The organism is Aequorivita sp. IT1282 (assembly GCF_058068205.1).
On record NZ_JBYRHR010000006.1, the window covers coordinates 98,063 to 111,328 of the forward strand.

Annotated in this window: 16 protein-coding genes and 1 tRNA gene; 14 read left to right on the forward strand and 3 right to left on the reverse strand. The window is 36.5% G+C overall.

The window, feature by feature from the left end:
* Window positions 1–90 precede the first annotated feature (90 nt).
* Together AC3RVG_RS13720 and AC3RVG_RS13725 are read right to left on the reverse strand one after the other, a co-directional pair.
* Window positions 91–489 carry a rhodanese-like domain-containing protein gene (locus AC3RVG_RS13720; protein WP_489692043.1) on the reverse strand — a complete coding sequence of 133 codons (399 nt, stop codon included), beginning with the start codon at window positions 487–489 and terminating at the stop codon, window positions 91–93.
* A gap of 12 nt (window positions 490–501) precedes the next feature.
* A complete protein-coding gene (locus AC3RVG_RS13725; protein ID WP_489692044.1) occupies window positions 502–813 on the reverse strand; it encodes a rhodanese-like domain-containing protein in 312 nt (103 codons plus the stop codon).
* A 259-nt stretch (window positions 814–1,072) separates the two neighbouring features.
* On the opposite strand from AC3RVG_RS13725, the gene AC3RVG_RS13730 reads away from it, so the two are divergent.
* The 12 genes from AC3RVG_RS13730 (at window position 1,073) to AC3RVG_RS13785 (ending at window position 10,926) form a co-directional block, all read left to right on the forward strand.
* A complete protein-coding gene (locus AC3RVG_RS13730; protein WP_489692045.1) occupies window positions 1,073–2,470 on the forward strand; it encodes an anthranilate synthase component I family protein in 1,398 nt (465 codons plus the stop codon).
* 2 nt (window positions 2,471–2,472) lie between these two features.
* Window positions 2,473–3,042, forward strand: a complete 570-nt coding sequence (locus tag AC3RVG_RS13735) for an anthranilate synthase component II (protein WP_489692046.1) — start codon at window positions 2,473–2,475, stop codon at window positions 3,040–3,042.
* Window positions 3,043–3,113: 71 nt separating this feature from the next.
* Window positions 3,114–4,112: an anthranilate phosphoribosyltransferase gene (gene trpD, locus AC3RVG_RS13740; RefSeq protein WP_489692047.1), complete on the forward strand. Its 999-nt coding sequence runs from the start codon at window positions 3,114–3,116 to the stop codon at window positions 4,110–4,112.
* A gap of 78 nt (window positions 4,113–4,190) precedes the next feature.
* Window positions 4,191–4,973: an indole-3-glycerol phosphate synthase TrpC gene (gene trpC, locus AC3RVG_RS13745; RefSeq protein WP_489692048.1), complete on the forward strand. Its 783-nt coding sequence runs from the start codon at window positions 4,191–4,193 to the stop codon at window positions 4,971–4,973.
* A 23-nt stretch (window positions 4,974–4,996) separates the two neighbouring features.
* A complete protein-coding gene (locus tag AC3RVG_RS13750) occupies window positions 4,997–5,599 on the forward strand; it encodes a phosphoribosylanthranilate isomerase (protein WP_489692049.1) in 603 nt (200 codons plus the stop codon).
* Window positions 5,589–6,770, forward strand: a complete 1,182-nt coding sequence (trpB, locus tag AC3RVG_RS13755; RefSeq protein ID WP_489692050.1) for a tryptophan synthase subunit beta — start codon at window positions 5,589–5,591, stop codon at window positions 6,768–6,770. The genes AC3RVG_RS13750 and trpB overlap by 11 nt, the downstream gene beginning before the upstream one ends.
* Before the next feature lie 47 nt (window positions 6,771–6,817).
* Window positions 6,818–7,579, forward strand: coding sequence for a tryptophan synthase subunit alpha (gene trpA / locus AC3RVG_RS13760; RefSeq protein ID WP_489692051.1), 762 nt, complete (start codon window positions 6,818–6,820; stop codon window positions 7,577–7,579).
* An 82-nt stretch (window positions 7,580–7,661) separates the two neighbouring features.
* Entirely contained in the window at window positions 7,662–7,793 is a 132-nt protein-coding gene (locus tag AC3RVG_RS13765) for a 30S ribosomal protein THX (protein ID WP_489692052.1), read from the forward strand.
* Between the two features lie 142 nt (window positions 7,794–7,935).
* On the forward strand, window positions 7,936–9,249 hold the full coding sequence (locus AC3RVG_RS13770) for a hydroxymethylglutaryl-CoA reductase, degradative (RefSeq protein WP_489692053.1): 1,314 nt from the start codon (window positions 7,936–7,938) through the stop codon (window positions 9,247–9,249).
* Between the two features lie 43 nt (window positions 9,250–9,292).
* On the forward strand, window positions 9,293–9,532 hold the full coding sequence (locus AC3RVG_RS13775; protein ID WP_489692054.1) for a hypothetical protein: 240 nt from the start codon (window positions 9,293–9,295) through the stop codon (window positions 9,530–9,532).
* Window positions 9,533–9,550: 18 nt separating this feature from the next.
* Window positions 9,551–10,456, forward strand: a complete 906-nt coding sequence (locus AC3RVG_RS13780; RefSeq protein ID WP_489692055.1) for a GYDIA family GHMP kinase — start codon at window positions 9,551–9,553, stop codon at window positions 10,454–10,456.
* Window positions 10,453–10,926, forward strand: coding sequence for a hypothetical protein (locus AC3RVG_RS13785; RefSeq protein WP_489692056.1), 474 nt, complete (start codon window positions 10,453–10,455; stop codon window positions 10,924–10,926). The genes AC3RVG_RS13780 and AC3RVG_RS13785 overlap by 4 nt, the downstream gene beginning before the upstream one ends.
* A 146-nt stretch (window positions 10,927–11,072) precedes the next feature.
* Here the strand turns inward: AC3RVG_RS13785 and AC3RVG_RS13790 are convergent.
* Window positions 11,073–11,145, reverse strand: a tRNA-Phe gene (locus AC3RVG_RS13790).
* 144 nt (window positions 11,146–11,289) lie between these two features.
* Here AC3RVG_RS13790 and AC3RVG_RS13795 point away from each other — a divergent pair.
* Window positions 11,290–12,018, forward strand: a complete 729-nt coding sequence (locus AC3RVG_RS13795) for a type III pantothenate kinase (RefSeq protein WP_489692057.1) — start codon at window positions 11,290–11,292, stop codon at window positions 12,016–12,018.
* A complete protein-coding gene (gene bamG, locus AC3RVG_RS13800) occupies window positions 12,018–13,262 on the forward strand; it encodes a BamG family beta-barrel-assembly machinery protein (protein WP_489692058.1) in 1,245 nt (414 codons plus the stop codon). The genes AC3RVG_RS13795 and bamG overlap by 1 nt, the downstream gene beginning before the upstream one ends.
* Window positions 13,263–13,266 lie beyond the last annotated feature (4 nt).

Below are 13,266 nucleotides of genomic sequence, written 5' to 3' on the forward strand. Positions count from 1 at the left end.
ACAAGATTTTTTGAAACCGCACTTTAGCGCTAGTTTAACTGAAAAAACAGGGATGCGTTAAAGAAATTAGGAAAGAAGCTTCAAAAATATTTAGTTCTTCTTTTGAAGTCCCTGACTGTCCCAATTAAGAAAACCACCTTCCATATCGTAGATTTCTTTGAAACCCATTTCTTTCATAATTTGTGCCGCTCGCGCGCTTCTTTTGCCGCTTCTACAGTACAAATACACAGGTTCTTCTTTATCTAGTTTGGCTACTTTTTCTTTAAAGTCATCGTCAGTTACACAGATATTCTGGGCATTTCCAAGATGGTCTTCGCCGTATTCATCTTGCGTACGCACGTCTATCAATTGAAGATTTTTACTATTACTAACTGCGTCGTAAACCTCTTTTGGAGATATTACTCTAATTTCTTGAGCGGTACTATTTTCTTTACAAGCTGTAAAAAAAAGAAGCATTGTCAATCCAAAAACGAAAACTATTCTTTGCATACTAAAATGAATTTAATTATTAATCTCGCCTTTCCATTCCATTATTCCGCCTTTAAGGTTATAAGCGTTTTTTACTCCCACAGAATTCAGTAACATACAAGCTTGCCCACTTCTACCACCAGAACGACAGTATACGTAGTAGTTCTTTTCTGGGTCTAATTTTTTTGCTCGATCGAGAAATTCAGCACCATTAAAAATATCAATTTGCATTGCACCCGGAATGTAACCTTCCTCAAATTCGGCGTCTGTGCGAACATCTATAATTACTCCCTTCTCATCTTTTTCAAGTTGTTCAGTCCACTGTTGTTGTGTTAAATCTGCCATATCGTAAATTTTTCTGTAAAAATAAGGAATCGAAATGAGGCGCAATAAAAATTTAAAAATTATTATCATATTATGATTTTTCAAAAAAAACCTTTTTATATTTGAACCTTCAAACTATGAACACATTTACAACAAATACTTGGTGGTGGAAAAACTTACGGAAAACGTCGTGAGATAAACACCTATGGTATAAACTATATACGAAAAGGCTTGTCAATCACGACAAGCCTTTTTTTTATGCATAATTTTAAGAAATAGAATGAAATACAATTTAAAAACATATTCAAAAAAACTGTTGGCAGATACACTTACGCCTGTTTCTGTATACCTACGGTTTCGTGATAAATTTCCAAATAGCTTATTGCTAGAAAGCAGTGACTATCACGCCAACGACAACAGTTTCAGCTACATATGTTTTAACCCAATAGCTTCCATAAAAGTTGAAAATGAAACTATTTTGCAGCAGTTTCCTGATGGAAAAATTGTTGAAACAGCAATTACGGAGAGCACGAACGTCCCGAAAATTTTAGATGAATTTGCATCTTCTTTTTCATCGGAAGAAAATAATTTCAAATTTATAAACAACGGTCTTTTCGGTTATATGGCTTTTGATGCGGTGCGATATTTTGAAGATATTGATCTTCAAAAAAAAGAAGAAAACCTTGGAATGCCAGATTTGTATTATGCCGTTTATCAAAATATAATTGCAATAAATCATTTCAACAATGAAGCTTACATTTTTGCGCACTGTTACGAAAACGAGAACAACATTCCGCAGATTGAGCAGATTTTAAAATCTAAGAGTTTTGCAGAATATTCTTTTAAAAGAGATGGCGATCGAACAACAAATTTAAACGACGAAGATTTTAAAGCTTTGGTTCGAAAATGCAAGGAACACTGCCAGCGCGGCGATGTGTTTCAAATTGTGCCAAGCAAGCGTTTTTCGCAGAAATTTACCGGAGATGAATTCAACGTTTATAGAGCCTTGCGAAGTGTAAATCCATCGCCCTATCTTTTCTATTTTGATTATGGAAATTTCAAAATCTTCGGAAGTTCTCCCGAAGCACAATTAATTGTAAAAGGAAGCCGTGCCGAAATCCATCCAATCGCGGGAACATTTAAACGCACCGGAAATGACGAACAAGATGCCGAGTTAGCCAAAAAACTTTCGGAAGACAAAAAAGAAAACAGCGAACACGTAATGCTTGTAGATTTGGCTCGAAACGATTTAAGCCGTCACGGAACAAATGTGAAAGTAGAAACGTATCGAGAAGTTCAGTTTTTCTCGCACGTAATTCATTTGGTGAGCAAAGTTACAGCAACAAAAAATCCGTCTACTTCTACCATGCAGATTGTTGCAGACACATTTCCAGCAGGTACTTTAAGTGGCGCCCCAAAACACAAAGCCTTGCAATTGCTCGAAAAATATGAAAATAGAAGTCGCGAATTTTACGGTGGCGCTATCGGTTTTATGGATTTTAGCGGCAATTTTAACCACGCCATTATTATTCGCTCCTTCGTGAGTAAAAATCATACGCTTCATTATCAAGCTGGTGCCGGAGTAGTTTCGGAAAGCAATGAAGATAACGAATTACAAGAAGTTTATAACAAATTGGGCGCACTTACAAAGGCGCTGGAATTAGCTGAAACCATATAAATATGAAAATATTAGTAATAGATAATTACGACAGTTTTGTGTACAATCTAGTTCACTATTTAGAGGAATTGGATTGCGAGGTAACCGTAAGACGAAACGATAAATTTTATTTGGAAGAAGCCGAAGATTACGACAAAATCCTCCTATCGCCGGGCCCAGGAATTCCCGATGAAGCAGGTTTATTGAAAGAAGTGATTAAACGTTACGCAGCTTCAAAACCTATTTTTGGGGTGTGTTTGGGACAACAAGCAATTGGCGAAGTTTTTGGTGGAAAACTTGAAAATTTAAGTCAGGTTTTTCACGGTGTTGCCACAAAAGCAACGATTATTTCGGATGCCGAACCACTTTTTAAAGGACTTGAAAAAGAAATTGAAATAGGTCGCTATCACAGTTGGGTGGTTTCGAAAGAAGGATTTCCAGAAGTTTTGGAGATTACTTCCGTAGATGAAAATGGCCAAATTATGTCACTACGCCATAAAGATTACGATGTTTGCGGGGTACAATTTCATCCCGAAAGTGTTCTTACGCCTATGGGGAAACAGATTATTAAAAATTGGGTGGAGGCCCCCTAGTCCCCAAAGGGGGAATTAATGTTCAGTAAAATAAGAAAACTTGGCGCCTTTGCGTCTTTGCGAGAGAAAAAATGAAACATATTTTAAACAGATTAATAAATCACGAACAACTAACCAAAGACGAAGCTCGAACAGTTTTGGTAAATATTTCCGAAGGGAAATACAACCAAAGCCAAATTGCAGCTTTTTTGACGGTTTATATGATGCGAAATGTAAGTTTGCAAGAGTTGGAAGGTTTTCGTGATGCACTGCTAGACCTGTGTTTAGCGGTTAATGTTGACGAATACAACACCATTGATTTATGTGGGACTGGCGGCGATGGTAAAAACACTTTTAATATCTCAACTTTAGCATCTTTCGTTACGGCTGGAGCAGGCGTAAAAGTTACCAAACACGGCAATTACGGCGTTTCCTCTATTAGCGGAAGTAGTAATGTGATGGAGGCTTTGGGCATAAAGTTTAGTAACGAAGAGGCTTTTTTAAAACGCAGCTTGGACGAAGCTGGAATTTGCATTTTACACGCTCCCCTATTCCATCCCGCAATGAAAAATGTGGGACCAATTAGAAGAGATTTGGGTGTTAAAACATTCTTCAATATGCTTGGACCGATGGTAAATCCAGCATTTCCGAAAAACCAATTAGTGGGAGTTTTCGATTTAGAATTGGCAAGAATGTACGGCTATCTCTATCAAAAAAGCGAAAAGAATTATGCTGTACTGCACGCGATGGATGGCTATGATGAAATTTCATTAACAGGCAACACAAAAGTAATTTCAAAAGCGTCGGAATATATTTTAAACGCAGAAGATTTCGGAGTGAAACAGATTGAAGAATCTGAAATATTTGGCGGTGAAACCGTAAAGGAATCTGCCGAAATTTTTCTGAGTATTTTAAACGGAAAAGGCACTGAAGCACAAAACAATGTAGTTTGTGCAAATGCTGGAATGGCTATTTCAGTAGTTGAAAATTGCACAATTATGCAAGGTTTTGAAAAAGCAAAGGAATCTTTACAATCCAAAAAAGCATTAAATTCATTGAAGAAATTGCAGGACTTATCAATAAATAAATAAATGTCTATTCGAGCGCAGTCGAGAACTAGAAAGGTCTCGACTGCACTCGACCGGACAAAATAAATTACGAAATACGAAATGACAATTTTAGATAAGATAACCGATTACAAACGCAAAGAAGTTGCCGCAAAAAAAGACGCAATTCCTGTGCGATTGCTTGAAAAGTTTCCGTTGTTTTCAAAGGAAACCAAGTCGTTGGCAGCCGCATTACGCATTTCAAACACTGGAATTATTGCCGAACACAAACGTCGGTCGCCCAGTAAATCTGTAATAAATGATAATGTTTTGCTACACGAAGTAGTTTCGGGTTACGAAAAAGCCGGAGCTAGTGGGATTTCGGTTTTAACGGATTCCAATTTTTTTGGCGGTTCGCTAGATGATCTTTTGTTGGCTGAAAAGTCGGTTTCCATTCCTATTCTTCGGAAAGAATTTATAGTAGACCCGTATCAAATTTACGAAGCAAAAGCCTACGGCGCAGATGCCATATTACTGATTGCTGCTTGTCTTTCTGCGGAAGAACTCAAGCAACTTTCGCATTTGGCAAAAAGGTTAAAACTCGATGTTTTGCTGGAAGTTCACGATTTAGAAGAACTTCAAAAATCACTTTTGCCGAACGTAGATATGATTGGTGTAAATAATAGAAATCTGAAAAATTTCAAAGTAAATATTGATATCAGCAAAAAGCTTTCGAAAGAAATACCAGCCGATTTTGTAAAGATTTCCGAAAGCGGAATCAGCGATATTGCAACTATTCAGGAATTGAAAACTTACGGTTATGAAGGATTTTTAATTGGTGAAAATTTCATGAAAACCGAAAACCCGGGCGAAACAGCAAAACAATTTATAAAAAATTTGAGATGAAAACATTGCTGAAAATCTGCGGAATGAAACACAATATATCTGAAGTTGCAGCACTTCAGCCAGATTATCTAGGTTTCATCTTTTATGAAAAAAGTCCGAGGTATTTTGATAGCGAAGAAATTCCTCAGCTTCCAGCCGGAATTAAAAAGGTTGGTGTTTTTGTGGACGAAGATATTTCAAAAGTAATTGCATTGTCAATAAAGCATTCACTCGATGTAATTCAACTTCACGGCAATGAAAGCAATGAATATGTACTCGATTTGCAGGCCTGTCTTGTGCTGTATTACCCTAACGTTTTAGTGTGGAAAGCTTTTAGCATGGACGATGATTTTGATTTCAGCCAGCTCTCAATTTTTGAAAATAAAGTGGATGCTTTTCTATTTGATACAAAAGGAAAAGAAAAAGGCGGAAATGGTTACACTTTCAATTGGGAAATTCTGAAAAATTACTCGCTGAAAAAACCTTTCATTTTAAGTGGCGGCATTGGTTTGGAAGAAATTGACTCCTTAAAAGAGCTGCTAAAAACAGATTTGCCAATCCATGCGATAGACGTAAATAGCAAGTTTGAAATTGAGCCGGGAATGAAAAATATTGACACTTTAAAAAAATTCAAAAATGAATTATAACGTAAACGAAAAAGGATATTACGGCGACTTTGGTGGCGCGTACATTCCCGAAATGCTCTACCCAAATGTAGAGGAGCTTCGACAGAATTATCTAAAAGTTATGGCAGAAGAATCTTTTCAGAAAGAATTCCGCGAGTTGCTGAAAGATTATGTTGGCCGCCCAACTCCGCTTTATTTTGCGAAAAGACTTTCGGAGAAATACAACACTAAAATATATTTAAAACGCGAAGATCTTTGTCACACAGGGGCGCACAAAGTAAACAATACCATTGGCCAGATATTGATGGCAAAACGATTGGGAAAAACCCGAATCATTGCCGAAACTGGCGCAGGGCAGCACGGTGTTGCAACAGCAACCGTTTGCGCTTTGATGGGTTTGGAATGCATCGTTTTTATGGGCGAAATTGATATAAAACGTCAAGCTCCAAATGTGGCTAGAATGAAAATGCTTGGCGCAAAAGTGGTTCCAGCAATAAGCGGCAGTAAAACCTTAAAAGATGCCACAAATGAAGCCATTCGCGATTGGATAAATAATCCTTTGGATACACATTATATTATAGGTAGCGTGGTTGGTCCACATCCCTACCCCGATATGGTTGCTCGTTTTCAAAGTGTGGTTTCTGAAGAAATAAAAAGTCAGCTTAGCGAAAAAGAAGGTCGCGAAAACCCTGATTTTGTGGTGGCCTGTGTAGGCGGTGGCAGCAATGCGGCTGGCGCATTTTATCATTATTTAGACAAGCCAGAAGTTGGAATTATAGCTGTAGAAGCTGCTGGAAAAGGCATAGATAGTGGCGAAAGTGCGGCAACTTCGGCTTTGGGCAAAATTGGAATTATTCACGGAAGTAAAACGCTTTTAATGCAAACTCCCGACGGGCAAATAACTGAACCTTACTCAATTTCCGCAGGGCTGGATTATCCCGGGGTTGGCCCTATGCACGCCAATCTATTTGTTAGCGGAAGAGGTGAGTTTATTTCAATTACCGATGATGAAGCAATGCAAGCCGGTTTAGAACTTTGTAAACTGGAAGGCATTATTCCCGCTATAGAAACCAGCCATGCACTCGCAATTTTTGAAAATCGAAAATTTAAAAAAGACGATGTGGTAGTTGTGAATTTAAGTGGTCGCGGCGATAAAGATTTGGACACCTATATTAAACACTTTAATTTATAAACCAGACCTCAAAGGTCTTTGAGACCTTTGAGGTCTAATCTTTAGCTATGAATAGAATTCAAAATAAACTTTCAGAAAATAAAAAACTGCTCTCTATATATTTTACCGCAGGTTATCCAAAGCGTGAAAACACGGTAGAAATACTTCAGCAATTGGAAAAAAACGGGGTTGATATGGTGGAAATTGGTTTGCCTTTCAGCGATCCGCTTGCTGATGGCCCCACTATTCAAGCGAGTTCGCAAAATGCGTTGGAAAATGGAATGACCACTGAATTACTTTTTCAACAGTTAAAAGACATTCGGAAATCAGTTTCCATTCCGTTAATTATTATGGGTTATTTCAATCCTATATTACAGTTTGGGGTCGAAAATTTCTGTGAAAAATGTAAAGAAGTTGGAATTGACGGATTGATTCTTCCAGATCTTCCATTGGCGGAATATGAAGAACATTATGCCGAAATCTTCGAAAAATACGGTTTGATTAATATTTTCTTAATCACCCCGCAAACTTCCGATGCGCGCATTCGCAAGATTGATGCTGCTTCAAATGGATTTATTTATATGGTGAGCAGCGCCAACGTTACCGGGAGTTCAGCAGGTTTTGGAAAAGAACAGGAAAGGTATTTTCAAAGAATTGCATCACTTCAACTTAAAAATCCACTAATAGTTGGTTTCGGAATAAGCGATTCAAAATCTTTTCAACAAGCCACAAAACATACAAATGGTGCCATTATTGGCAGCGCTTTTATAAAAATGCTTTCGGCAAAAGGATTGGCAGGCATTTCTTCATTTTTAAAATCAATTAGATAGTTTTAGCCATACTTTAATACTGTTTTAGCCGCTTTATAATTTTTGAATGATTAACTTACCCATTCATTATAAACGAATTAGGATGGGAAAAGGAGATAAGAAAACAAAACGCGGAAAAATAAATATTGGCTCTCATGGAAAATTAAGGCCGAAACGGAAAAAATTCAGAATCAAACCAACCCCAACAAAAGACGCTCAGAAAAAAGAAGCTTAAAACACCCTTGCTTTTTGTTTTAAGTTGAATGGAAAAGGTTTTTAAGAACGACTTATTGTTCTAAAAAACCTTTTCTTTTTTAAATGGTTCTGAAGAAACTACACCGAAACACTATCTTTGCAGCTAAATGATATTTAAGTAAATGACGCAACCTGTTTCTGGATTTTCAAAGAAAACCAAAGCCGAAAAAATTGATTGGATTGCAGAAAATTATCTGCAAAACAACCCAACTTCCATTCAAACTTTAAAAAATTACTGGAATGACGACCCGTCGTTACAGCAACTTCACGACGATTTTATTGAAAACACACTTTCTAATTACTACTTGCCTTTTGGTATTGCCCCTAACTTTTTAATCAATGAAAAGCTATACGCTTTGCCAATGGTTACCGAAGAAAGTTCTGTGGTTGCCGCTGCAAGTAATTCAGCTAAGTTTTGGTTGGAACGCGGCGGATTTAAAGCTGAAGTGATTTCCACCGAAAAAAACGGCCAAATACATTTAAATTTCTTCGGAGACGAAAAAGATATTGAAAACTTCTTTGATGAAGTAAAACCAAAACTTCGCGACAGCATTCAATCTATTGAAAAAAACATGAAAGCGCGTGGCGGCGGACTTTTAGAGCTTTCGCTAGTTGACAAATCGCATATTTTAGATGGTTACTTCTACATCCACGCAACTTTTGAAACGCTGGATGCAATGGGTGCTAATTTTATCAATAGTTGTTTGGAAGAAATGGCACATACTTTTTTAGAGGAAGCAAAAAATCATGAACCTTTTCAAAAAAAGAATAACTACCCAGAGGTAGTAATGAGTATACTTTCTAACTACGTTCCCGAATGTTTGGTGCGTGCTGAAGTAAGCTGTAAAGTGGAAGAACTAACCACGAAACAACACGACGGAAAGCAATTTGCCGAAAAATTTGTCCGTGCAATTGAAATTGCCAAAACAGAAACGCGCCGCGCTGTAACCCACAACAAAGGGATTATGAACGGTGTAGACGCAGTAGTTTTAGCCACTGGAAATGATTTTCGCGCCGTTGAAGCTGGCGTGCACGCATATGCTGCAAGAAACAGCTATTACGGAAGTCTTACACACGCTAAAGTTGAAGATGATGTTTTCACCTTTTGGATTGAATTGCCTTTGGCAGTGGGCACCGTGGGCGGTTTAACATCGCTGCATCCGTTAACAAAACTCGCTTTTGAAATACTTCAAAAACCCAATGCTAAAGAATTAATGAAAATTCTGGCTGTAGCCGGACTTGCACAAAACTTTGGCGCAGTTCGATCTTTAGTTACAACAGGTATTCAAAAAGGGCATATGAAAATGCATTTAATGAATATTCTAAATCAGCTAGATGCTTCGCAAGATGAAAAAAATGTAGCCTTGGAATATTTTAAGGAGAATGCAGTTTCTCATAGTTCGGTTGTTGATCTTTTGAAAAAGTTGAGAGATTGATGAGTTAAAATGTAAATTGAAAAAATGTCGTAATTTTATAAGCATGGACGTAAAGACAAAAAAATTGGATTTAATAGAGTGGTTGGTTCATTTAACAGATGAAACAGTCATTGAGGAGCTATATAATTTTAAGAAGATTTCAAAAGAAAATTTGCATCCAGAGCTTTCAGAAGAAGAAAAACTTGGTATTGAACGAGGTTTAAAAGATTATACTGAAGGTAAGTTTAGCACCCTCGAAGAGGCTACAACGCGTATCAAATCAGAATCCCCCTTTTTGAAATGAATTTCAAAACTTAAATTATTGTCCAAAACTTTTCACAGCAACGGAAAATTATTGCTTACATGCGAATACGTAGTGCTTGACGGCGCAACGGCTTTGGCTATTCCTACAAAATATGGGCAATCTTTAGACGTTCAGGTTTCAGAAAAAGAGGGGATTCACTGGAAAAGTTATGATGAAAAAGGTGCTATTTGGTTTGAAGATATTTTTGACCTAAGCGACTTTAAATATTCAAAACCTGAAAATAGTACTTCAAAAACGTTATCAGAAATTCTTAAACAGGCAAGGATTTTAAATCCTTTATTTCTTACAGATTCCAAAGGAATTTCGATTTCTACCAAATTAGATTTCCCACGAAACTGGGGTTTGGGCACCTCTTCTACTTTAATTAATAATATTGCTCAATGGGCAAATGTAAACGCATTTGAACTTTTAAAAACCAGCTTCGGAGGGAGTGGATACGACATTGCCGCAGCACAAAATAATTCTCCAATTCTTTATAAATTGAAGAACGGAAGGCCAGAATTTAAACAAATTCACCTTTCGTGGGATTTTACTGATAAATTGTTTTTTGTTCACTTAAACAATAAACAAGACAGTAAAAAAGGGATTGCGCATTACAGAAAATCAACGGTTGACGAAAAAACAATTCAAAGAATCTCAGATATCAGCAACAAATTATTGGTTTGTTATTCACTTTCAGACTTCGAAAGATTAATCAATGCACACGAGCAAATTATTTCAGAAATAGTAAAACTACCCACAATTAAACAGCAACTTTTTAGTGATTATCCGGGAACAATAAAGAGTTTGGGAGCTTGGGGTGGCGATTTTGTTCTGGTGACTGGAAATGATTTGGCAATGGATTATTTCAAAAATAAAGGCTTTGAGACAGTTATTCCTTTTGACAAAATGATACTAATATGAAATATTTACTACTATTCATATTTCTCTTTAATAGCAACCTTTCAATATCACAAGTAAAAATATATTCTGGGAATTCAAGTTATAGCGGAGATGTTTTTTGCAATATTAAAGATGGTAAAGTTTATAAAAAGAACTCAAACTATACTGGAGATATAATTTGCAGAATAGTAGAGAATAAAATATACAACCAAAATTCAAGCTATTCAGGCGATATACTATATACTATTTCAAAAAAAAAGATCTATAAAGGCAATTCAAGTTACTCCGGAGATGTTTTAATGAACATTGAAAACGGTAAAGTTTATGAGGGAAATTCAAAATATTCTGGAGATGTATTGATGAATATAAAGGATGGAAAGGTTTATTCTGGAAATTCGAATTACAGCGGAGACGTTCTTTTCACGATTGATGGCTTGGTTTCACTTGAAGAATTCGTCGCAATTTATCATGCTTTCAAATACGTATATTAAAAGAATTTGGTTTTTTCACACTCTCGGAAACCTTATAAAGTAACGACTTAAAGTTATTCGTTTTGCAGATTCAATCCATTAGCCTCGCGGATTCAGACATACTACTTAAAACAAAAAACCCGAAACAAATGTTTCGGGTTTTTAAGTGGTGCCTCCAAGAATCGAACTAGGGACACATGGATTTTCAGTCCATTGCTCTACCAACTGAGCTAAGGCACCATTATTGAGACGGCAAATATAAAGCTATTTTCGTTTTCGCAAAACATTATTTAAAAAAATAAATAATATATTTCGACTCAATTTTATAGTGTCTTAACAATTACCTCGTTAGAGAATTGTATTTTTACTGCCTTATTCAAAAAAATGAATCTTGTAATTGATGTCGGAAATACGCTGGTAAAGCTCGGAGTGTTTGATTCTAAAACACTTAAACATAAAAAAACCTGTGTTAAGACAGACTTTTTAATCACCCTTGTAGAAATTTATGAGAGTTTCCCTACTATTTCAAATTGCATTGTGTCTTCAGTTTCTAATCTTTCTGAACACCAACTTTCAAAATTGCAGCAACTTTACAGTGTTTTAATTTTAAATCACGAAACTAAAGTGCCTTTCACAAATTGTTATGGCACCCCAAAAACCCTGGGAATTGATCGTATTGCCTTGGTTAGTGCAGCAACCCATCAATATAAAGAAGAGAACGTTTTAGTGATCGATGCCGGAACTTGTATTACTTACGATTTTATAAATACAAATAACGAATATTTGGGTGGAGCTATTTCGCCAGGAATTTCTACTCGTTATAAAGCGTTACATACGTTCACGGCAAAATTACCGTTATTGGAGGCAGATAACACCCAAATATTAATTGGAAATAACACGACAGACTCCATACATTCTGGGGTAGTGAACGGCGTGTTATTTGAAATTGATGGATATATTGAAGCTTACAAAAGAAAATTTAGGAATTTAACAGTTATTTTAACAGGAGGAGACACACATTTTTTGCGAGATAGTATAAAAAATGACATCTTTGCCAACTCAAATTTTTTATTGGAGGGCTTGAACCACATTTTAGAATTTAACAATCATTGATGTTTAGAAAAATAGTAGTCGGCTTATTTATACTTGTTGCAAGTGTAGCAGTGGCCCAAGAAGGCACCACATCTCCATACTCTTATTATGGAATCGGGACCTTGAAATTCCGAGGAACTGTAGAAAACAGGTCGATGGGGGGGCTAGGTATTTTTTCAGATAGTATTCATATTAACCTGCAAAACCCAGCTTCTTACTCGAGTTTGCGATTGGTTAATTTTTCGGTTGGAGCAAGTCACAAAGTTTCAAACCAAAAAAACGAGACCGAAAGTCAAAATACTTCAACAACTTCTCTAGATTATATTTCTATGGGAATTCCGATGGGAAAATTCGGAATGGGCTTCGGTATCATACCTTATACGTCTGTTGGATATGATTTTTATTCTGACGTTCCAGATGGAAGTGGCCGAACAGAATATTCTGGTAGCGGCGGTTTAAACAAAGCTTACCTTTCGTTGGGATACCAAGTAACTCCTGAATTTAGTGTTGGGGTTGATGCCAATTATAATTTCGGAAAAATAGAAAATACCGCAACCACACAAAAAATTGAAGCGCAGTATGCCACGGAAACCTTTAATAGGTCTGATATTTTAGGTTTCAGTTTTAACTTCGGGGCGATGTATAAAAAAATGATTACTGAAGAGTTAGAATTAACTGGATCGGTAACAATTACTCCTGGCACCAATTTTACTTCTGAAAACTATAGACAGATCTCCACAGTATCCATTACACAAACGGGTATATATACCGTTGATGAAAGAGATATTGATGTTGAAAATACAGATTTTACGTTTCCATCGCAATTTAGTATTGGTGCAGGCATAGGAAAACCAAAACATTGGGCACTTGGTGCAGAGTATACAAACCAAAAAACTAGTAATTTTACCAATCGTTCTTTCAATATAGATAATGTTACTTATGAAAATGCCTCTAAATATCGTGTAGGTGGTTTTTATATTCCAAATTATAATTCTTTCGGAAACTACTTTCAGAGAGTTGTTTACAGAGCTGGAGCAAGGTATGAGCAAACCGGTTTAAACGTAAATGGGCAGGACATTAACGAGTTTGGCATATCTTTTGGAGTTGGTCTACCTGTTGGACGTTTATTCTCTAATGTAAATTTAGGGTTAGAAATCGGAAAACGCGGAACCACAGATTCTGGCTTGATTCAAGAAAACTTTTTTAATACATTTTTGAGCTTCTCGTTAAATGACCGTTGGTTCGAAAAAAGACTATATGATTAATACC

Excerpts from the sequence above, each read along its gene's own strand:
- AC3RVG_RS13720 (WP_489692043.1), bottom strand. The coding sequence starts at position 489 with ATGCAAAGAATAGTTTTCGTTTTTGGATTGACAATGCTTCTTTTTTTT.
- AC3RVG_RS13725 (WP_489692044.1), bottom strand. The coding sequence starts at position 813 with ATGGCAGATTTAACACAACAACAGTGGACTGAACAACTTGAAAAAGAT.
- AC3RVG_RS13730 (WP_489692045.1), top strand. The coding sequence starts at position 1,073 with ATGAAATACAATTTAAAAACATATTCAAAAAAACTGTTGGCAGATACA.
- AC3RVG_RS13735 (WP_489692046.1), top strand. The coding sequence starts at position 2,473 with ATGAAAATATTAGTAATAGATAATTACGACAGTTTTGTGTACAATCTA.
- trpD (WP_489692047.1), top strand. The coding sequence starts at position 3,114 with ATGAAACATATTTTAAACAGATTAATAAATCACGAACAACTAACCAAA.
- trpC (WP_489692048.1), top strand. The coding sequence starts at position 4,191 with ATGACAATTTTAGATAAGATAACCGATTACAAACGCAAAGAAGTTGCC.
- AC3RVG_RS13750 (WP_489692049.1), top strand. The coding sequence starts at position 4,997 with ATGAAACACAATATATCTGAAGTTGCAGCACTTCAGCCAGATTATCTA.
- trpB (WP_489692050.1), top strand. The coding sequence starts at position 5,589 with ATGAATTATAACGTAAACGAAAAAGGATATTACGGCGACTTTGGTGGC.
- trpA (WP_489692051.1), top strand. The coding sequence starts at position 6,818 with ATGAATAGAATTCAAAATAAACTTTCAGAAAATAAAAAACTGCTCTCT.
- AC3RVG_RS13765 (WP_489692052.1), top strand. The coding sequence starts at position 7,662 with ATGGGAAAAGGAGATAAGAAAACAAAACGCGGAAAAATAAATATTGGC.
- AC3RVG_RS13770 (WP_489692053.1), top strand. The coding sequence starts at position 7,936 with ATGACGCAACCTGTTTCTGGATTTTCAAAGAAAACCAAAGCCGAAAAA.
- AC3RVG_RS13775 (WP_489692054.1), top strand. The coding sequence starts at position 9,293 with ATGGACGTAAAGACAAAAAAATTGGATTTAATAGAGTGGTTGGTTCAT.
- AC3RVG_RS13785 (WP_489692056.1), top strand. The coding sequence starts at position 10,453 with ATGAAATATTTACTACTATTCATATTTCTCTTTAATAGCAACCTTTCA.
- AC3RVG_RS13795 (WP_489692057.1), top strand. The coding sequence starts at position 11,290 with ATGAATCTTGTAATTGATGTCGGAAATACGCTGGTAAAGCTCGGAGTG.
- bamG (WP_489692058.1), top strand. The coding sequence starts at position 12,018 with ATGTTTAGAAAAATAGTAGTCGGCTTATTTATACTTGTTGCAAGTGTA.